This is a genomic window from Exiguobacterium sp. Helios, assembly GCF_014524545.1.
Lineage (GTDB): Bacteria > Bacillota > Bacilli > Exiguobacteriales > Exiguobacteriaceae > Exiguobacterium_A.
In genome coordinates, this window is sequence record NZ_CP053557.1 from 899,639 (window position 1) to 919,611 (window position 19,973).

The 19,973-nt window shown below is 46.6% G+C and carries 20 protein-coding genes; 8 read left to right on the top strand and 12 right to left on the bottom strand.

Features of this window, described 5'->3' with window-relative positions; genetic code table 11:
- Nucleotides 1-11: 11 nt before the first annotated feature.
- From menH to HNY42_RS04645, 3 genes are read right to left on the bottom strand one after another with little or no spacing between them, the layout of a single operon-like run.
- Nucleotides 12-791 (bottom strand): 2-succinyl-6-hydroxy-2,4-cyclohexadiene-1-carboxylate synthase, encoded by a 780-nt coding sequence (gene menH / locus HNY42_RS04635; RefSeq protein WP_188005187.1) that lies wholly within the window; start codon nt 789-791, stop codon nt 12-14.
- Entirely contained in the window at nt 788-2,434 is a 1,647-nt protein-coding gene (gene menD / locus HNY42_RS04640; protein WP_188005188.1) for a 2-succinyl-5-enolpyruvyl-6-hydroxy-3-cyclohexene-1-carboxylic-acid synthase, read from the bottom strand. The genes menH and menD overlap by 4 nt, the downstream gene beginning before the upstream one ends.
- A complete protein-coding gene (locus HNY42_RS04645; RefSeq protein WP_131504194.1) occupies nt 2,424-3,803 on the bottom strand; it encodes an isochorismate synthase in 1,380 nt (459 codons plus the stop codon). The genes menD and HNY42_RS04645 overlap by 11 nt, the downstream gene beginning before the upstream one ends.
- 160 nt (nt 3,804-3,963) lie before the next feature.
- Between HNY42_RS04645 and HNY42_RS04650 the strand changes: the two genes are divergently transcribed.
- The 4 genes from HNY42_RS04650 (at nt 3,964) to HNY42_RS04665 (ending at nt 7,420) form a co-directional block, all read left to right on the top strand.
- Nucleotides 3,964-4,857, top strand: a complete 894-nt coding sequence (locus HNY42_RS04650; RefSeq protein ID WP_114596816.1) for a 1,4-dihydroxy-2-naphthoate polyprenyltransferase — start codon at nt 3,964-3,966, stop codon at nt 4,855-4,857.
- 198 nt (nt 4,858-5,055) lie between these two features.
- A complete protein-coding gene (locus HNY42_RS04655; RefSeq protein WP_114596815.1) occupies nt 5,056-5,967 on the top strand; it encodes a guanosine-inosine kinase in 912 nt (303 codons plus the stop codon).
- Nucleotides 5,968-5,998: 31 nt separating this feature from the next.
- Complete coding sequence (locus HNY42_RS04660; RefSeq protein ID WP_131504193.1) at nt 5,999-6,424, top strand: NUDIX hydrolase; 426 nt, start codon at nt 5,999-6,001, stop codon at nt 6,422-6,424.
- Nucleotides 6,425-6,511: 87 nt separating this feature from the next.
- Complete coding sequence (locus tag HNY42_RS04665) at nt 6,512-7,420, top strand: YihY/virulence factor BrkB family protein (protein WP_131504192.1); 909 nt, start codon at nt 6,512-6,514, stop codon at nt 7,418-7,420.
- A gap of 83 nt (nt 7,421-7,503) precedes the next feature.
- On the opposite strand, the gene HNY42_RS04670 is transcribed toward HNY42_RS04665, so the two are convergent.
- On the bottom strand, nt 7,504-9,453 hold the full coding sequence (locus HNY42_RS04670) for a heavy metal translocating P-type ATPase (protein WP_188005189.1): 1,950 nt from the start codon (nt 9,451-9,453) through the stop codon (nt 7,504-7,506).
- A gap of 187 nt (nt 9,454-9,640) precedes the next feature.
- On the opposite strand from HNY42_RS04670, the gene HNY42_RS04675 reads away from it, so the two are divergent.
- Together HNY42_RS04675 and HNY42_RS04680 are read left to right on the top strand one after the other, a co-directional pair.
- A complete protein-coding gene (locus HNY42_RS04675) occupies nt 9,641-10,570 on the top strand; it encodes a DMT family transporter (RefSeq protein WP_131504190.1) in 930 nt (309 codons plus the stop codon).
- Nucleotides 10,571-10,723: 153 nt separating this feature from the next.
- A complete protein-coding gene (locus tag HNY42_RS04680) occupies nt 10,724-11,020 on the top strand; it encodes a hypothetical protein (protein WP_255508422.1) in 297 nt (98 codons plus the stop codon).
- A gap of 40 nt (nt 11,021-11,060) precedes the next feature.
- On the opposite strand, the gene HNY42_RS04685 is transcribed toward HNY42_RS04680, so the two are convergent.
- The 3 genes from HNY42_RS04685 to yfkAB all read right to left on the bottom strand — a co-directional run bounded on the left by HNY42_RS04685 (nt 11,061) and on the right by yfkAB (nt 13,670).
- On the bottom strand, nt 11,061-12,377 hold the full coding sequence (locus tag HNY42_RS04685; RefSeq protein WP_370528990.1) for an MFS transporter: 1,317 nt from the start codon (nt 12,375-12,377) through the stop codon (nt 11,061-11,063).
- Nucleotides 12,286-12,477 carry a hypothetical protein gene (locus HNY42_RS04690; protein WP_114596808.1) on the bottom strand — a complete coding sequence of 64 codons (192 nt, stop codon included), beginning with the start codon at nt 12,475-12,477 and terminating at the stop codon, nt 12,286-12,288. The genes HNY42_RS04685 and HNY42_RS04690 overlap by 92 nt, the downstream gene beginning before the upstream one ends.
- 80 nt (nt 12,478-12,557) lie before the next feature.
- A complete protein-coding gene (gene yfkAB / locus HNY42_RS04695) occupies nt 12,558-13,670 on the bottom strand; it encodes a radical SAM/CxCxxxxC motif protein YfkAB (protein ID WP_131504187.1) in 1,113 nt (370 codons plus the stop codon).
- 87 nt (nt 13,671-13,757) lie between these two features.
- Between yfkAB and HNY42_RS04700 the strand changes: the two genes are divergently transcribed.
- Complete coding sequence (locus tag HNY42_RS04700; protein ID WP_012369544.1) at nt 13,758-13,970, top strand: SE1561 family protein; 213 nt, start codon at nt 13,758-13,760, stop codon at nt 13,968-13,970.
- A 37-nt stretch (nt 13,971-14,007) separates the two neighbouring features.
- Nucleotides 14,008-15,393, top strand: coding sequence for a 23S rRNA (uracil(1939)-C(5))-methyltransferase RlmD (rlmD, locus tag HNY42_RS04705; protein WP_131504186.1), 1,386 nt, complete (start codon nt 14,008-14,010; stop codon nt 15,391-15,393).
- A gap of 93 nt (nt 15,394-15,486) precedes the next feature.
- Here the strand turns inward: rlmD and HNY42_RS04710 are convergent, their stop codons facing one another.
- From HNY42_RS04710 to HNY42_RS04730, 5 genes are all read right to left on the bottom strand, one after another.
- Nucleotides 15,487-16,368, bottom strand: coding sequence for an aldo/keto reductase (locus HNY42_RS04710; RefSeq protein WP_131504185.1), 882 nt, complete (start codon nt 16,366-16,368; stop codon nt 15,487-15,489).
- 52 nt (nt 16,369-16,420) lie between these two features.
- Nucleotides 16,421-17,011, bottom strand: coding sequence for a TVP38/TMEM64 family protein (locus tag HNY42_RS04715; protein ID WP_131504184.1), 591 nt, complete (start codon nt 17,009-17,011; stop codon nt 16,421-16,423).
- Between the two features lie 48 nt (nt 17,012-17,059).
- Nucleotides 17,060-18,454: a sensor histidine kinase gene (locus HNY42_RS04720; protein ID WP_131504183.1), complete on the bottom strand. Its 1,395-nt coding sequence runs from the start codon at nt 18,452-18,454 to the stop codon at nt 17,060-17,062.
- Nucleotides 18,451-19,137 carry a response regulator transcription factor gene (locus tag HNY42_RS04725; RefSeq protein ID WP_114596803.1) on the bottom strand — a complete coding sequence of 229 codons (687 nt, stop codon included), beginning with the start codon at nt 19,135-19,137 and terminating at the stop codon, nt 18,451-18,453. Before HNY42_RS04725 ends, HNY42_RS04720 begins: the two co-directional genes overlap by 4 nt.
- A gap of 135 nt (nt 19,138-19,272) precedes the next feature.
- Nucleotides 19,273-19,830: a GNAT family N-acetyltransferase gene (locus HNY42_RS04730; RefSeq protein ID WP_114596802.1), complete on the bottom strand. Its 558-nt coding sequence runs from the start codon at nt 19,828-19,830 to the stop codon at nt 19,273-19,275.
- Nucleotides 19,831-19,973 lie beyond the last annotated feature (143 nt).

Below are 19,973 nucleotides of genomic sequence, written 5' to 3' on the forward strand. Positions count from 1 at the left end.
AATTCCCCCATTTAATTAATTAAGAGTAGTTTCTCTACTATTGTAACAAACTTTTCCGGTTGGTCGATATGTGGGGCGTGTGATGCACCGTCAATTAAATGAATTTTTTCGGGTAAAGCAGCTTCGATAGCAATTTTTTTAAATTTACTGTCCTCGGTCCCGACAATCCAGTCAATTGAAGAAGGGTCGAGTAAGTGCCAGACCGGAGCCATATTGCCTGTTCCTTGAGCGATCAAAGAAGCGGCCAGTCCTTCCGGTGATTGTGCCAGTCGTCCACGGCGGATCGACTCCCGTATTTCAACCGGTAAATGACGTTGACTTGCAAAAAGCCGGAGCGACTCCCAGTAATCGATGAAAGCTGTCAGACCATCCGTCAATAAACGATCGGCGAGACGGCGATCGGCTTGACGACGTAACCGTCGTTCATGTGCCGAGCGGATGCCTGGTGTCGTACTGATGGCAATCGTCTGTTTCACCTGTTTCGATGTCGCAGCAAGCAGAAGGGCGATTCGACCGCCCATGGAATAGCCTAACACCGACCAGTCTTCGTCACGGGTCGCAAGTAAGGTCTGCAAATCCTTTACCTGTTCCGTCAGGCGCATCCGTTGGTAAGGAGCAGCAGCTGTCCGACCATGTCCGAGCAAATCAATCCGATAGACGGTATAGTCTGATTGCAACCGGCTTTCGAGCAGATCCCATGTGGCACTGCTCCCGGTAAAACCGTGTAATAGCAACAAAGGCGGACCGCTTCCTGTCATCTCGACATGGTATTCCTGATGCCGCAGTTTCATCGGAATGCGTCCTGCAATGCCTGATTCGTCTGTTCCCAAATCAAGCGGTGGAGACGAACGTTTTCCGGACGATCGGTGACGATTTCCAAGACACGTGTCGCAGTCGCTTGTTGCTGCAACGTCGACTTGAGCTGCGTAATCGATGAAATCCGTTCATATTCTACCCCGTAGCCGGCAGCCAAGTGGCTGAAATCAACGTCTTGTGCCGTTCCAAAAAGGGGTTCAAACAAAGCAGGATCAAGATTTTGTTGCGGTAGAAAACTAAAGATACCGCCGCCGGTGTTATTCACTAAAAGTATCGTGATCGGGACAGATCGTGCCATCATCAATCCGTTGATGTCATGTAAGAACGCAAGATCACCGACCAGGAGGTAACGATTGTCGGCTTCATATGTTGCGCCGAGGGCACTTGAAAGAATCCCGTCAATGCCATTGGCTCCTCGATTGGCGAGGATACGCAGCGGCGTACGCGTCGGTAAAAACGTATCGAGGTCGCGGATCGGCATACTGTTCGAAACAAATAGACTGCCTTCCGTTAAATCATTTAATGCCCGGACGACGTTGTATTCCGTCAGCTGGTCTGCATCCAAAGAAGAAAAGACAGTCTGGACGATGTGCTCTGCCCGTTGAAGGGTCTTGAGATAAGATACATCATGCGTTATGACGGGGACAGTCTTCATTTGGCTCGGATGACCACTTAAAAAGTGGGCCTGCAACTGGGGATCACGCCAATTTCCGGGATGCCCGACAACTGTCGTTGGAATACCTTTTGACCAAAGAAGATATGGTTTTGATGTCGGCATCGCACCGAATCGTAAAATATGATCCGGTCGGATATCATCGTGAATCGCTGTTTCTTTTAACCAGGTATCGTAATAGCTGAAAACCGTATCGTTAGAAGAACGGCGGCCTTGACTCAATGGATCGGCTAAAACCGGAATCCGCGCACGGTCGGCATAGTCAAGGATGATTTGTGTATCCGCAAGAGAAAGTTGAGGTCCGATGACAATCAAAAGACGCGGAATTGATAAAATTTCAATCCATTTTTGTGTATGTTTTTCTACTGCCGGTTGATGCGGTTGTCCGACCGGCTGACCCGTTTGCAGTAAATCCAGTTCTGGAATCAATGGTTCCCGAAGTGGAATATTGATATGGACCGGACCAGCAGGCTCTGCCAGGGCGAGAAGAACGGCGCGTTCCGCTACGTGCTGTACGTACGGAAGAGCAGTATCTTCCGGCAGCGGCAGGTCAAAGGCATGCCGTACCTGCTTCCCGTATAGACCGACTTGATCAATCGCTTGGGGGGCACCGACTCCACGTAATTCATGGGGGCGATCCGCCGTCAATACGATTAACGGCAACTCGAAGATGTTTGCTTCCGTCACGGCAGAATAATAATTCGTGGCTGCCGTTCCGCTCGTACAAATCAAAGCGACCGGACGCAATGTATCTTCCGCACGTGTTAAACCAAGGGCAAAAAAACTAGCCGACCGTTCGTCAACGAGGACGTGGGTACGGCTAAAAGGGTGAAGAAAAGCAGCGATGGCAAGGGGGGTCGAACGAGATCCGGGACTGATGACAAAATCCCGGACTCCGCCTTTCACTAAATTATCGATTAATGCATGCATCCATTTAGTCAACATAAATATCATCCTTTTCTATCGTACAAAGATGCGACAGGGCCTGTAACATCGGTGATAGTTTTGTATCGGTTTCTTCCAGTTCACTTTGGAGAACAGATCCTTCGACAATCCCGCAACCCGCATAAAGAACAGCCGAGCGGTCGGTAAACAGACCGGAGCGGATGGCGACGATGAATTCACCATTTTCCTGTCCGTCCATCCAACCGACGGGAGAACCGTACCAGCCACGTTCGAACGTTTCGATTTCGCGGATCGCAGCGACGGCCGCCTCCTTGGGTTCTCCACCCAGTGCAGGTGTAGGGTGAAGCTTCTCGATCAGCTGAAACAGACTGACTTCAGGTGAAAGTGTTGCATTGATCGGCGTATAGAGATGCTGGATATGGCGATTCTTCAGCAACATCGGTTCATCCGGTTTGGTGATCGCTGTCGAGAGTCCTTGAAGTGTATTTTCAATCGAGTCGACGACAATCGCGTGTTCGACACGGTTTTTATCATCCTGTAACAATGACTGTCCCAGTGCGGCATCTGTCGTCTCAATCGCGTGTCGAGGAGCGGATCCGGCAACGGCGGCTGTTTTGAGCTCAAGACCGGATTTTAAAATCAATCGTTCCGGCGTCGCACCAAGGAAAGCTTCATCTGTCGTCGGTTGAAAGAAGAAGATATAACTGCCCGGCTGCGAAGACTCGAGTTCTTCGACGAGTCCTGCCAAATCAATTGGCTGATCGAGCTCATAGACGACCTCACGGGCTAAGACGATTTTTTTAAGTGACGTTTTTAAGAGTTGTGCCGCTTGATGAAACGAGGCTTCAAAAGCATCATTTCCGTCACGCGTCAGACGAATCCGTGTCACGAATGGAGTGGACTTCGGTGTATGCAATTCTGCATATTCTACTGCCAACTGGTTGAGAATCTTTTCTGCGTTAGATTGCGGTTCAACGAACGCAAAAACCGTTACCGTCGTTCGTCCATCCTGTTCCAAGTAAAGATACTTGGGAATGGTCATCGACGCTTCTCCAAAAGAAGACCAACGATATTCAGTATGCTTGAGTTCAGAAAAAGAAAAGCCGCAAAAGGCAAATAAATCGGTGCCGACATGATCCCGATTCAAATTTGACCACATGGACTGCATCCGTAAGAAACGATCGTGTCCTGCCGTCTTTAGTTGTTGCGTAATGCCAAAACCAATGGCACGCATGGACCGATCAGGTGTCGTAAAATAAAAGCGTTCTTCTGTTCCGAATGACAGTGCGCTGACATCCTGCGTCTCGACATTCCACGAATACGCGGCGATAATAGACCGTTGATATGCATTTGCATGACCAACAGCACGTTCAATACATTGTTTAAGCTCATGTTGAGCGTAAGCCATACCGCTCATTGCCCCCTAGTCTAAAGATACTGTGATACGTTTCACTTATTCTCAGTGTAAACTTTTTATCTGAAAAAAAGAAGGAATAAGCTATCTGGGATTGAGCATTGACAGTAAAAAACGAAACCCGATACACTTAGACAGGAAAGGGGTTTATTATATGAATAAATCAATCGCTGTATATTGGCGAATGACACGACCGCATACGTTGACGGCAAGTTTTGTGCCGGTCGTCGTAGGAACGGCTATCGTGGCACCACGGATCGAATCGTTACGGATGGATCTGTTTTTTGCCATGTTGATCGCATCGATGCTGATTCAGATTGCGACGAACTTATTTAATGAATATTATGATTACAAGCGGGGACTCGATACGGAAGAATCGGTGGGGATCGGAGGATCGATTGTCCGCGACGGTTTTAAGCCGGGAACGATTTTAGCATTTGCCTTCTCGTTATACGGCATCTCGGCCCTGCTTGGTATCTATTTGTGCCTTGAAACAACATGGTGGTTGCTTTTGATTGGAATCGTTTCGATGTTCGTTGGTTACATCTACACAGGAGGACCATTACCGATCGCTTATACACCGTTCGGAGAAATCGTCGCCGGTTTTTTCATGGGGTATGTCATCATCGCGATCTCAGCTTATCTGCAAATCGGTTATGTTCCGACAGAAGCAGTCGCAATTTCGATTCCGGTATCCATTTTAATTGGATCGATTCTACTCGCGAACAATATCCGTGATCTCGACAATGACAAAGTCAATGGACGAAAGACGATTGCCTGCTTAGTCGGTCACCAAAAAGCAGTCTATGTGCTGATCGCCTTTTTTGCTGCTGCCGTCCTGTCGCTGTTGATTGCCGTACTGGCCTTTAACGTCACATGGTGGGCACTGCTTGCTCTTTTAAGCATTCCACTGATGATTAAAGCCGTGAAACTGTTCTGGCGTGACCTGCCGCCGCAGGAATTAATGCCGGGTATGGCGCAGACGGGGAAGGTCAATACAATCTTTGGATTATTGCTTGCGATCAGTTTGACCATCGCCAATCTCTGATGGAAACAATAACGCTTTTTTGAATGGAATCCCGAACGATCGACAGACAAAACTGTCATCGTCGGGATTTTTTTGTTGGGATCATGAAGGGTCTGATTGGTTGTAACAGTTTTGAAATTTTACTATAATGGAGGCAATGTGCCTAGAACGCGTATAAATCCTTCGGGTTCATGAAATTTTTTTAGAGGTGGAACAGGAATGAATAAAATTGCGGTAATCGGAAAAGTATTCGTCGACATAAAAGGAACTTCGTTTGCACCCTTGCATAAGGATGCGAAAAACGTCGGGGATATCACCTTCTCGAATGGTGGTACAGGACGGAACGTAGCACAAAATCTCGCTGTTCTCGGAAATGATGTTCGTTTTATCTCGACGGTTACGAACGATCAAATCGGTGTCGGGGTACTCGAAGAGTTAAAATCTTACGGGGCCAACGTCGATCATGTAGAGATGCTCGAAGATCATGGAATGGGGATGTGGCTTGCAGTCATGGACAATGAAGGAGATTTACAGACGTCGATTTCTAAACAACCGGACGCTAAACTCCTGGAAGAAGCCATTCTTCGTCAATCCGTCTATGCGCTTGACGGAGTGGATGCAGTTGCGATCGATTTGGATTTATCGGTGACAGTTCTCGAACGGTTGATTCATATCTGTCGCAAAATGGAGTTACCGCTTTACGGCGTCTGTGGACATTTGAGTGTGATTGAGCGTAATCGCCACCTCTTACAAGGATTTACGGGCTTCATCTGTAGCCGTGAAGAAGCTGAGATTTTATCGGACCTATCGATTGTAACGGTAGAAGACGCCATTCATGTAGCGAACGAACTGGCGAAAAAAGGAGCACCCTTCACGGTTGTCACAATGAGTGAGTTAGGTGCTGTCTATGTGGACCGCCGGACAGCGACTTCTGGTCATGTTGGGACGAAAAAAGTGAAAGTAGTTGACTCAACAGGTGCTGGAGATTCATTCTTTTCTGCCGTGCTTTCCGAATTGACGGAATCCAAGCGGGCAGAAGATGCACTTAAACTTGGAATGAAGGTTGCCGCACAAGTCATTGCATCCACGGAAAATGGATTGATTCCAGAAATGCTTGAGACCATTCGTTGAGTCCTCAGATGATGAGGAGGAGTGAAAATCAATGCCGATTCAAAGAAGTGCCATTATTCTAATCAATGAAGCAGATGAAGTTGCCTTGATTCGTCGGGATAAGCCGGGTGAGACCTACTATGTGTTTCCGGGCGGCGGACGAGAAGCAGGCGCAACATTAGAAGAAACCGCCATCCGGGAAGCGCATGAAGAGCTTGGAGTGGACGTGGAACTTGAGGGAGTTGCCGCGAATGTTCGATTTAACGGATTGGACAATCCGTATTACTGGGCAAAAATGACGGGTGGTATATTTGGAACAGGGACGGGAGAAGAATTCGAGGATCTGTCGTCCGGATATACACCGCTCTGGATCAAACGTGAAGAGCTGATTCATTTACCGGTTCGTCCGACATCGCTTGTACAAAAATTGACGAAGATGACGGAACGTTTTTATGATATCGAGCTTATAGATAATTGAGGTTTTAGTTGAAATAAACAGGGAAAAAGTATAGTAAGACAATGAGGTAGTCCTGGACTGCCTCTTTTTTATGAAGGGGAGATGATGATGGCGCATACACGTGATCCTAAAGGGTTAGCCCTTAATCTAAAGCAACGCATGTCCGATCACAACATTACGGATTACGCAGGAACGTTAGCTTATTATTGGTTCTTATCGATTTTTCCAGGCATTATTTTTGTTATTTCAGTATTATCATTCTTTGATATTGATCAACAGACGCTTGAATCACAAATTCGTGATTTAGCGCCGGGTGGATCGGTCAATACGTTTACGGATGTCATTTTCCAAGCAATCAAGGAACCGCAAGGCGGTCTCTTGTCAATCGGGGCGATTTTAGCGATCTGGTCGGCTTCCAAAGGCGTCGATCGTCTGATTACGACAGCCAATCATGCCTATGGTGATTTTTCACCCCGTGGATTCGTCGCAGCACGTGGAATCGCATTGATTCTGACCGTTGTGCTCGGAATCGGAATGCTCTTGTTGATTGTCTTGAACGTATTAGGTGGGCCGATCATCAGTTACTTAGCCAACTTTGTCCTACCGATTGATATGGGGCAAAAAATCCTGTTGACGGTCTTGCGATATGCCATTTCGACTATTTTGCTGATTTTGATTTTGTCGATCTTCTACCGTGTCGCTCCGAAACGTCCGATTTCCTTTAAAGAAGCGATTCCCGGGGCTGTTTTCGGTGTCATCGTATGGCAGTTGTTATCGGTTGGGTTCGGATTTTATGTATCGAATTTCTCAAATTACAATCAAACGTACGGTTCGCTCGGAAGTGTCGTCATCGTGTTGTTATGGTTGTATTTTACAGGGTTGATCATTTTACTCGGCTCTGAACTGAATGCGTCGTGGGAACGTTTCATGAAAAAAGCAGATCCGAAAAAGATGGAAGAAAAACGATTAAAAGAGCAAGCGGATCTGGACTCGATTCCAACCAATACATTTGGTTGATTTCAAGCTCCATCTATTCTTTGAACGTCACACCAAAAAAGCATCTACTGTCGGTAATCGACGGTAGATGCTTTTTGATTGGATTACGCTGCTGCTTGTTTTGAAAAAGTTGCAGGAGTTGCCGGGAGAGGCATATCTTTTTGAAGGAGGCGTAATCCGTTCAAAATGACAAGAATGGTCGAACCTTCATGACCGACAACTGCGAACGGCATGATGAGGAACTGTGACAAATTCGAAATGATTAGCAGAAGAATGACACCGATTGCGAGTGTGATGTTTTGTTTGACGACACGATTCATCTTACGCGCTTTGTTGACGGCATAAGCCAGGCGTCCTAAATCATTTTTCATCAAGACGACATCGGCTGTTTCAAGAGCAGCATCTGTTCCTTCACCCATTGCGATACCGACATGTGCAAGTGCAAGAGCGGGAGCATCATTAATTCCGTCCCCGACCATAGCGACTGTTTTTCCTTCAGTCTGGTACTGCTTGATATAACGTACTTTGTCTTCAGGAAGACATTCGGCAACGTAATCTGTCAGGCCCGCTTCCTTCGAAATCGCAGCAGCAGTCACAGGGTTGTCTCCTGTCAACATGATCGTCGTGATCCCAAGTGCATTTAACGACGCGATAGCTGTCTTGGCTTCAGGACGAATCGTATCCCGTAATGCATAGAGCGCAATAATTGACTGTCCGTTACTGACATAGACGATTGTATTTCCTTGTTCTTTTAACGTTTGCTCCATCGATAGGAAAGGATCGGTCAATCCTTCGTGGAACGCATATTTTCCAATCCGGTACGTTTGACCGGAAACTGTAGCTTCGATTCCGTAGCCTGTCACATCCTTGAAAGCGGATGGTTCGATGATATCCGTTTTTAAGTGTGTAACAATCGCTTGTGCCAGCGGATGATTCGATTGTGCTTCAATGGATGCGACCGCTTGTTTGACGGCGAATGCATCAATTTCGTCAGCATAATGGCTTTCCGTGACGATAGGTTTCCCAGTCGTTAATGTCCCGGTTTTATCAAAGACGATCGTATCGACTTGTCCAAGTGTCTCGATATGTGCCCCACCTTTAAATAAGACACCGTTTCTAGCAGAAGCGGCGATTGCTGCTAAAGCAGCCGGTGTGATCGAAGCGACCAAAGCACAAGGAGAAGCGACGACGAGTAAAATCATGGCCCGATAGATACTCGTTTCAAATGTCCAACCAATTAAGTAATGGGGGACAACCATCATCAAGGCGACGACGAGTAAGACGATTTTGACGTAACGGCTTTCGAACCGTTCGATGAATTGTGCGGATGGTGATTGTTCGCTTTGAGCGTTTTGAACCATGTGAATGATTTTTTGGAACAGGGACTCGTCTGCGGCTTTTGTCATCTCGATCGTCAACACACCGTTCATGTTGACCGTTGAATTGTAAACGGTATCGCCTACTTGTTTTTCAACCGGAATTGATTCACCGGTAATCGATGCTTCTTCAATCGCAGCTTGACCACGGATGATGGTTCCGTCGACAGGGATACGTTCCCCCGGGCGGACGTAGACGAGTTCTCCGACGACCAATTGCTCAAGACCAACGACTTCAAGCTTACCATCGGCATTTAATCGCGTGGCTTCTTCCGGCTGTAAGGACATTAAACTTTGCAGTGCCCGTTCGTTTTTATTCATAGTGTAGGTTTCAAGAGCACCGGATAAAGCGAAGATAAAAATCAAGATGGCACCTTCCATCCAGTATCCGATAGCTGCTGCACCGATAGCAGCCAAAATCATCAATAATTCTACATTCAAGGTTTTGTCATGATAGGTTTCCGTTAATCCTTCTTTTGCTTTCGCATAGCCTCCGATTAAGTAAGCGGAGAGATAAAGCGTGACATAGCCAGTGGCTGGAATGTTGATCTTTTCGAGCGTACAGGCAATTAAAATCAATATTCCGCTAAAGAGTGCTAAAATCAATTCGTGATGTTCCTCCCAAGCATGACGGAGAGCGGAACGCTGATGGACATCAGTAGTAGTAGAGGTAGTCATATGGAAAAGCTCCTTTCAAGTCTAAATGAGAAAAGAAATCATTATGTTAAAACAATGAGAATGTTGATTACCAACGTTTTCTCGTGAATGATAATGAGTTTCATTGTCGCTAGATTATAATAATTATTATCTGTAAAACTACTATACCATGTCTATGTCAAAAGGAACAGGAAAGGAATTAGCAAAAATGAAAAAAATATTGACCGATCGATTTGGTATGGTTGTGCTCGCTTTAGTGACGACCTTCCTTTGGGGAAGTGCGTTTCCCTTCATCAAAAAAAGTTATACGCTGCTTGCCATTACTTCAACGGAATACGGAGAACAACTGTTGTTTGCCAGTTACCGCTTTTTTATCGCCGGCGTCTTATTGCTTATTGTCAGCGTCCTGATTTTTAAGCAACCGATTACATTAAAAAAGCGGACACTCGCGTACAGCCGGCTTGGCTTCTTTTTGACGTTTCTTCAATATGTGTTCTTTTATATCGGGCTTTCCTTATCGACCGGGGTTCAAGGATCGATCATTGCCGGATCGACTTCTTTCTTTCAAATGTTGCTCGCCCATTTCCGGTATGAAGATGACCGGTTGAATCGATTCAAAGGACTGGCCTTGTTTTTAGGATTTACGGGCGTGATTTTAGCCAACTGGCCGCAAGGGTCAGCCGGTGTATCGTTTGGGAGTGGTGAAGTCTTACTGATTCTCGCCATGATTTCCGGCGCATTCGGAAATTTAATCGCTAAGGAATATTCGGCAAGTTACCCGGTCGCACCGATGACGGGTTGGGCCATGGTCATCGGATCAATTGGTTTATTCATCGTCGGAGCCGTCTTGAATGGGGACTGGTTCCCGTTTAGCTTCACGAGTACGACGGTCTGGATGCTTGTTTATTTAGCATTTTTGTCAGCGACTGGATTCACGTTATGGAATCTTTTGATGAAATATAATCCGGTCAGCCGCGTGTCACTGTTCATGTTTTTTGTCCCGATTTACGGCGTGACGTTATCTGCGCTCATTCTCGGGGAATCCATTCCACCGCAAGCTTTTATCGGTCTGTTGTTTGTCGTTGCAGGCATTCTTGTATCGACCTACCTTCCGATTTGGTTTCAAAAGCGGAGTTGACGAAGATTCTGAATCATGCAAAAATAGTCTCAATCAATCTGTTATTTTTAATCGTTTGTTGCTGAGCCGACTCGTTCGGCTTTTTCTGTACGGTCATAAAACCACCGATTCGGCCTTGCCATAAAGGCTAGTGCAACCAAAAAACGAAAGGAGATGAGAGAAGTGGAACGGAATGAGATCGTTCGAAAGATCATTGCCAACCGTCGTCCGCGGGATGAGTTTGCTCGCTTTGTCGTCACCAGTGTCAGTCAACAACTAAAAGAGACGCATGGGGATGTCGCGGTGGAAATCGTTGAGGCGGAAAGAGGATACGACTCCGTTTGGTCAATCAACGGTCGAGAGGTCGTCGTCTTATTGGAAACGGAAGAATTGAAACGTGCAAAAGAACAGCCGTACGCAATCGACGATAAGCTCTGGCACAGTTTTCGGCAAGAAGGAATCGTAAAATAAAAAGACGGTCGTTCCATATGGGACGACCGTCTTTGCTTATTTACAGCAACCGGGATACAGGCTTTGAACGAAAAAGAAGATAAGCGAGTGTCGCGAGAACCAGTACGAATAAAATGAAATAGAATCCTGGGGGCAACATGACGAATAAACTACCGGAAATCGGACCTAGAATCGAACCGAGGCTAAACGAAATCCCGGCAAGCAGGTTCCCGGTCGGCAGCAGATGATTTGGCAGCTGTTCGGTCATATAAGCGACGCCTAAAGAATACGTCGAACCTAGAGCCATGCCGCTGATTGCAAAAATCAGGAACAATGCACCGTAGCTTTGGAATAAAAAACAGGCTGTCAAAAATGCGAAAGATCCGATGCTGAGGACAGTGATCAGCGTCCGCCGTTTTCCGAAATGATCGGCGAGACGTCCAAGCGGTAATTGCATCAATAAGGAACTGACGACAAAAGTTGTGATCAACGTACTCGTCTGGGATAGCTCATAGCCGTTTCGTGTTGCAAATACAGGAAAGCTGGCGTTCAATGTCGCTTCTAAAAAGCCGTATGTGAAGCCGGGCAACAATGTAAACCAAGCACTCGTCAAGACAAGACGATAACGGGAAGCCGCAGACTGAAGCTCTTCCGGCATGACATCAGACGGCTTCTCGTTCGGTACTCGTCTTAAGGCAATCAGGACGAGGACAGTCAGTGTTCCGGTCAAGACGAACGGCAGCCAACTGATCCAGTCGACGAGTGGTGCGGCAAGTGGTCCAAGGGCAAAACCGAGTCCAAATGCCATGCCGTACAGAGACATCGTCCGACCAAGCTTATGGTTCGGTGTAATGGAGGTAATCCAAACTTGAGAACCGTAATGGAGAGTCTGATCCCCGAAGCCGACGACGAATCGCAGTACCATCCAAGCGAGAACGCTTGGGATGAGCGGGAAAGCAAAGACGGCAACAGCCACTAAAGCAAGACCGAACGAGATGACAGGAACATACCCATGGCGCCGCAACGGTTTTTCCATCAAGGGTGCTGCGACGATGACACCAATATATAGTACAGCAGCACTCAGTCCATTTATGTAAGCGGGTGTTCCTTGACGTTCGAGCAAAATGGAAAGCAGCGGGATGAGTAATCCTTGGGTGAAACCTGAAATAAATACAATCGAAAGAATCAAAGCAAAGCGACGCGACAAATCAAACAACTGCCTTTCCTTTTTTATATAAGCATAACATGTCCCGGATGTACGTCTGTACATCCGGGACATGTTATGCTTATTGTTCTTTTTGTTCAGTTGGTTCGAACCGTGTTGGACGTGGCATATGCAAAAGATGTTCGTCCCAATCCGTTTGGTCGAACACTTCATCGTGTTCGATACTGTGAGACGCTCGAATGCCAATCATCATGATTCCAAGTACCATACTGAACATTCCGATAATCGCGACAATCCCGACGAGCCATTCCATTTTTGAAACCCCCTTCGAACAAGGAAAGTGTGTCAACTTTGTGACAGACTTTTCCCGTTTTGAAAGAGACTCAAACCTGGTCAGAGGCGGCTGGATTGCTGTAGGAAATCGACTTCCGGATAATAGGCATTTTTGACGAGTGCATTTGGACCGAGACATTGAACGGCGGGACAGTGACAGGACAAACTTTGATTGAGCTCAGTTTTTTGCCACATCGCATACGCATCGTTGAAGGAAGTGTCCTGAATCGTCCCGAGTGAGGCAAGTTCATCCCCGAAATCCGTCACGATGATTTCACCGTCAAAGATATTGACGTTCAGGCGTGATCGGCCGTCAGGGTCATTACGGACGGAAACATTTGGTTCCTGACGTAAACGACGGTGGAGCTCTAAATCTTCTTCTTTCATCGAGCAGGCATAAAATGGCAGGGTACCGAATAACATCCAGACATTTGGATCCCGGACATCAAGAAGACGATGGATGCCGTCACGGATTTCATCCAGACTGGCGGCTTCAATCATCGAGGCGAAATCTGCCGGGTACATTGGATGAACTTCATGGCGGACACATCCCATCTCAACGATTTCCTGGTGGATGGCTTCTAGATGTGGCAGTGTTCGCTTGTTAATCATCGTTTCTGCTGAAACGAGGACGCCACGTGCGTTCAGAATCCGGGCGTTTTCCTTCATCTGTTCAAACAGCTTCGTCCGTGCTTCACGAGAGGGTTTCCGTTCCATCATGGCGAAGCCGCCATCAATAAAGTCGTCCGCAGTTCCCCAGTTATGTGAAATATGTAAGACGTCAAGATACGGGATGATCAGCTCGTACCGCGAAAGGGGAAGTGTTAAATTTGAATTGATTTGGGTTTTAGCTCCCCGTTCGTGGGCATACTTAAGTAAGGGCACGACGTATTCCCGGACCGATTTCATCGACAGCATCGGTTCTCCGCCTGTAATCGAGAAGGCACGCAGATGTTCAATCTCGTCCAGTCGTTTGATGAGCAGTTCGACCGGGATGGTAGGTGTTTCACTGTTCGACAACATATAGCCGACGGCACAATGTTCACAGCGCATGTTACAAAGGGTCGTCGTCGTGACTTCGATGTTCGTCAGTCGGGCTTGTCCGTACTGTTCGATATCACGGTACGCTTCCCACGGATCATTTTTGATGGTGATGGGTGATTTTAATGACATGATACATTTTCCTCCTTTTTAAAGCTTCACTACGTATCGTATGCTAAATGTATACAGGAATAAAGAACAAGAAAGGAAGTCAGAATAATGGGAAAAGCAAGAACTGATAAACTTGGGCAGATGAATGTGCTAAAATCAAGAATGCAGCTTTTATGCCATACGATCGATTCATTGGATGAAACATCAGATATTGAGGATTTGGAACGTTTAGCCGTCTCCTTGGATCAGTTGAAAGCCAAGGTGCTTCGTTATGCAAAAGATATGAAGGAACATGAGGAATCAGAGAGCGGTTCGAAATGACCGCTTTTTGATTTGGATCATGGAAAGGATGAATCAGATGACAACTAAAATTAAACTACAGGTAGGCGAAATTCGTTCCGTAACCTGCTTACGCATGGGAATCAACGGAGAAGGAATCGCGACACTCGAACGACAAATCGTCTTCATTCCAGGTCTGCTTGTCGGGGAAACGGCTCAAATCGAGATTACAGAAATCCATAATAACTTTGCGAATGCAAAAATCTTGAAACGTGATGTCCGTTCACCGGACCGTGTGACACCGTTATGCCCGATCTACAGCCAGTGCGGCGGATGTCAGCTCCAACATATGAGCTACGAAGGGCAACTCCGTTATAAAGAAGACATGGTCCGAAATGCCTTTACGAAATCGACGAAGCTGAATGTCGAGAAATCGGATATTCGTCCGACAATCGGGACGACGGAATGGGAATACCGGAATAAATCACAGTTTGCGGTCGGAAAAGAAGGAACACAAATCGTCAGTGGATTGTACTCAGCGAACTCGAACCGTCTCGTTGCAATCGACGAGTGTATCGTTCAAAACAAAGAGACGTTACGCGTCAACAAAGCCGTGACGAAAATTTTGAATGACTACAACGTTCCGGTCTACAATTCGGCCAAACAAGACGGTGTCATCCGGAACATCGTCGTTCGGACAGGCATCAAGACAGGTGAAATTCAAGTCGTGTTAGTCGCGTTCAAAGACGGCTTTAAGGATCTTGAAGGTTTGTCACGCGATATCTATGATATTCCGGGTGTGATTTCAGTCGCCTTGAACATTAATGATAAATTGACGTCACGTGTCTTCGGTGAACAAACGGAAATTTTGCGCGGTGTGGAACGAATCGAGGAACAGATGGGTGAGTTCACGTATCAATTGTCACCGCGTGCCTTCTTCCAGTTGAATCCGGAACAAGCCGAACGGATGTACGGTGAAATCGTTAAAGCAGCAGCCTTGACGGGCGAAGAACGTGTTGTTGATGCTTATGCAGGTGTCGGCTCGATTGGTCTTTGGATTGCAAAAGGTGCAAAAGAAGTCCGTGGAATGGAAATCGTCGAGGAAGCGGTCGAAGATGCGACGGCACACATGAAACAATACGGATTTAACCACGCACAGTACGTGGTCGGGAAAGCAGAAACTTGGATTCCGCGCTGGGTGAAAGAAGGATGGATTCCAGACGTCTTCATCGTCGATCCGCCTCGTTCAGGATGTGATACGCAACTGTTGAACGCAATGATTTCGTCAAAAGCGAAAAAAATCATTTATGTTTCCTGTAATCCACAAACGTTGGCACGTGACTGCGATCATTTGATGAAAGCCGGCTACAAAGTCAGCTACATCCAGCCGTACGACATGTTCCCGCAAACGGCGCATGTCGAAGCCATCGTTGTACTAGAGAAAAAGAAAAAGAAAAAGTTTTAAACAGATCGAACGGATATATGAAGTGAATTCTATATGAAAAAAAGGAAAACGGCGACTGAAGCCGTTTTCCTTTTTGTTCCGTCTCACGACTTTTTAAGTTTGTTGTAACCAATTTTCATCCTGTTCTTGAAAACACCGTTTGAGATCAGCGACCCGTTCTGCCGGTAAAGGTCCTTTTTCCAACAAGCGGATATTTTGGACCAGATGCTCCGGATTGGCTGTTCCGATGATGGCACTTGTGACACCGGGTTCAAAAACGGTAAACCGGAGTGCGGTTTCAAGCCAAGAAGCTTCTTCAAGCGGGAAATCGAGTTGCTGTGCCCGTTCCCAGTAAGGTTCGACATATTGCCCGGCCGGCCGGGACTCAAACCGCCATGGTGCATTGGCAATCGGACGTTTGGCGATGATACCTTTTTGTTGATGATGAATCAGCGGGATTGAATCATTCAATGCCCGTTGATCATACAGATTAACGGACGTTTGAAAACTGTCGAATCGTCCCGTCGTGATGGCATAGTCGAGATCTTCCCGGTCGCCTGAATAAGCAATCAGTCGGACTTTTCCGGCCTGTTTCGCCCGCTCGAGCGCCTCGATGACGTCATCTTGAGCCAGTATCTCTTTACTGCAGGAATGCAAATGGACGATATCGATAAAGTCTGTTTTCATCGTCAAAAGGGCTTGATCAATCCCGCCGGCAACAGCTTGGAATGTCCAGTCTTGCGTACGCGGGACATCATACCCGACCTTCGTCGACAGGACGACATCATGGCGGTGCTGCTTCAAAAAGTCACCGAGCCGTTGTTCGGATAAACCGTAACCGCGGGCGGTATCAAATAGACGGATGCCTGCATCCAACGCTTGATGGAGGATATAGCTTGCTTGCTGATCGGATAAATCATCGGAACCGATATGACCGGCACCAAATCCGAGAGGGGAGACTTGGATGTCAGTGTTGCCAAATGAACGTAATTCCATGCTTGTTCCTCCTTTGTTTACTTCTCTACACTATACGAAGAAAACGGTTGCATCAATCGATATCCCTCGATGGATGCAACCGTTTTTTATAAAGATAAATCAGATAAAACACCAAAAACAGTCCAACAATCAGCCACGGGATCATCGAATCCCGTTCGATCAATTCATTGACGGCGAAAGCTTCGAGGACCAATGCGGGAACTTTTCCAATCGTACTGGCAGTTAAAAAGACAAGTGCCGAGACACCGCTTGTCGCACTTAAAAATGTGACGAGTCCGGATGGCGCAAACGGCAACAGCCGTAAAAAAAGAATTGTCCAAAAGGCATCCCAACCGGTTTGCTTCGTTAACCTGGCGAGCCACTTCAAGACGAACGGGGACTGAATCAGCGGTTCAACACGCCGGAAACCATGACGATAGACATAAAAGGCCACACCGGCACCTAAAGCTTCGCCAAGAAAAGATAAAAGCAGTCCATCCCAAAAACCGAAATAAAGTAAATTCGCTGCCGTGACGAAGGCACTTGGCACAACGCCGAACAGACTGATGACGATACTGACTAAAAGACTGATTGGTACAGCAAACATATCCGCTTGCTGCAACCAACCAAGGAGTGTTGCTTCGATAATAAAACGTCCTTTCAAGCGTAGAGCAATCAATGCTATTCCATTAACCAATCAAAAACCGTGACATTAAGAGAACCCGTCGTCCTCGTCCGGTAACAACGGTAACGTGATCAGGACGGTTGTTCCCTGACCGAGAGCGGATTCGAATGAAATGGTTCCGTCGTGCCGGTCAATGATGTGTTTCGTGATGGCAAGTCCAAGACCTGTTCCGCCATCTTTTCGTGTTCGTGATTTATCGACCCGGTAAAATCGCTTCGTCAAGCGCTCCAAGTGTTCCGGCGGAATGCCTTCTCCTTCGTCCCGGATTGTACAGACGGTATGATCACCTTCTGTTTTCGTCGACAGATAGATATGTCTTGAAGCAGGGGTGTAGCGTAAAGCATTGTCCAACAGGTTTCCGATGACTTGTTCCAAACGGTCATTGTCACCGAGAACGATTTGACTTGGATCAAAATCGGTGACGATGGACACGCCTTTTGCTTTCGCAATCGGTTCCATCCGGTAAACGACATCTTCCAGGACTTGGCTGAAAACAAGCGGTTGCTTCGTCATCGGATACGAGTCTCGTTCAAGTTGGGCGAGATCAAGCAAGTCATTGACGAGGCGTTGCAACCGTTCCGTTTCCCGCTCGATGATCTGATAATATTGATCCCGCGTTTTTTCATCCAATGCTTTGTCTTGCATCATTTCCGTATAACCGCGGATATAGGAGAGTGGTGTCCGTAATTCATGACTGACGTTCGCTAAAAATTCCTTCCGCTGTTCATCCACTTCACCGAGAGATTCGGCCATCTTATTTAAGGTTTCTGCCAGTTCCCCGATTTCGTCATCCGATTGGATCGGAATCCGGTAAGCAAAGTCCCCTTGAGCATAGACGGTGGAAGCCCGTTTCATATCAATCAGTGGACGAATGATCGTATCGATGATTTGACGGCCGAAAATCACAAGATTCAGCACAATCAATCCAATCATAAAGAAGATCATCAGACGAAGCGGGCGGAACGGTTCACTGATTTGACCGAGTTCCAGATACAGAATCAGTGTCCCGACAAGTCGGTTGTTCTCAATGATCGGGAAACCGGTCATTAAGATATCTGTTCCTTCGATCGGATGGGTCCGGCTTGAAACGATGGTTTCACCATTGCGCAACTGTTCGATATCCGCATTCGTCAGGAACCGGAGACCGGCCGGATTTTTCTTCAGAAAATCGATGAAAAACACCTTGGATTCGGTCAGTTCATTCGTATAGGTCATCCCATCGTAAAAGGCACCGGACAATCCCTCTGATTCATAAATGTTAATCAGTTTTTCACCCCGGTTGAGCAACAGGTCTTCCTGCGTTTGAAGGTAAAACCGGTCATACAGATAAAAGGTTAATAAGACGAATAAGACGGCAGAAAAAACGCTTGTGAACCAAATCGTAATCCAAATCCGGCGACGAATGGTATACCGCTTAATCATACTTCCTCGAATTTATATCCGATGCCCCAGACCGTCTGAATCGAGCCGCCGGCTTCACCGAGTTTCAGGCGAAGTGTTTTGATGTGAGTATCGACCGTCCGCAAGTTTCCGATGTAGTCTGCTCCCCAAATCTGATCAAGCAATTGTTCACGGGAAAAGACTTTGTCGTTGTTTTGGACGAACAAATGAAGTAAATCGAATTCCTTGCGTGTTAAACTGATTGGTTTTCCGCTGACATGGACACTGCGGCTTTCTGTATCGAGTTCCAGTTTACCAATCGTCAATGTCGCCGACTGATCGACCGTAAAGCGATGCGACCGACGGAGTGTCGCTTCGATACGGGCCAACAGTTCACGGGGACTGAACGGTTTCGTGATATAGTCATCAGCACCGATTTTCAGACCATGAATCCGGTCGAGTTCGTCAGAACGAGCCGTCAACATGATGATCGGGACATTCGAGAATTCACGAATGCGCATGCAGGCCGTTAAACCATCCATTTCCGGCATCATGACATCCAGCAAGACAAGATGAAACGTATCGCGTTGCATTTGATCAAGCGCTTCTTGACCGTTTGAAGCGGTTGTCGTCTGATAGTTTTCTTTTTGAAGATTCGAGACAAGCAGATCACGCATTTGTGCTTCGTCATCTACGACAAGTATTTTAAAGGATTGTTCTGGCATCAGTAATCACTCCATTTCATATAGGAAGAGGTGACGGCTTCTCCCGACAGGTGAATTTTCCTTATTATCATACCATTTGAAGCTTTCGATCCGCATCAAATGTACGAACAAAAAAGCACAAGAGGCAGGTGCCTCTCATGCTTCGAGTTGTTGTTCGTAGACCGTTTCGAATTCGCGGCCATGGATATACATTTGAAAACTTGATTTCGAGACTTCGTACAACGTGAATTGAGTTTCCCCGGTGTTCAGCTGTTCAAGTAACGCTGGTCGTAATTCATCGGCACAAAAAGCATAAGGCAGTTTTTCCGCTGCTTTTTGTGAACGGATGTTAGTCTTCCGGATTTTCATGAAAACACTTTCGAATTCGAGATCAAAAAATAGTTCTGCAAAGAATGCTTCTTTTGCAAGATTGTTATAACCTTTCCCATGATACGGTTTACCTAACCATGTACCGAGAAACCCATACTGTCCTTCGATATCGAGTAAACTGATTGTACCGATTGGTTGGTCAAATTCGTCTAGGATTGTGCGTGAGACAAGCTCACCGCGTTCTTCCTCTTCGATTGCCTGCTTTGTAGTAAACAGAAATTCATCAAAGTACCGTGTTTTTTGGCGGACGTACGGATATACGTCTTGATGCTGCATCAGTTCGAACAAATCAGCGCAGTCGCTCAGCTCCCGTTGCTTGAGCATACTTCCATTCCTCCTTCTTAAGACCGCTAGAATGATTGTCGAAAGCTACCTGTCTGACTCGTTTGAACCGCGCATGGTATGCCTTCTTCAGTTGTCGGATAAGATAATATTACCTTCTTTTTTTAAAAAAGCAAGCAAATAAT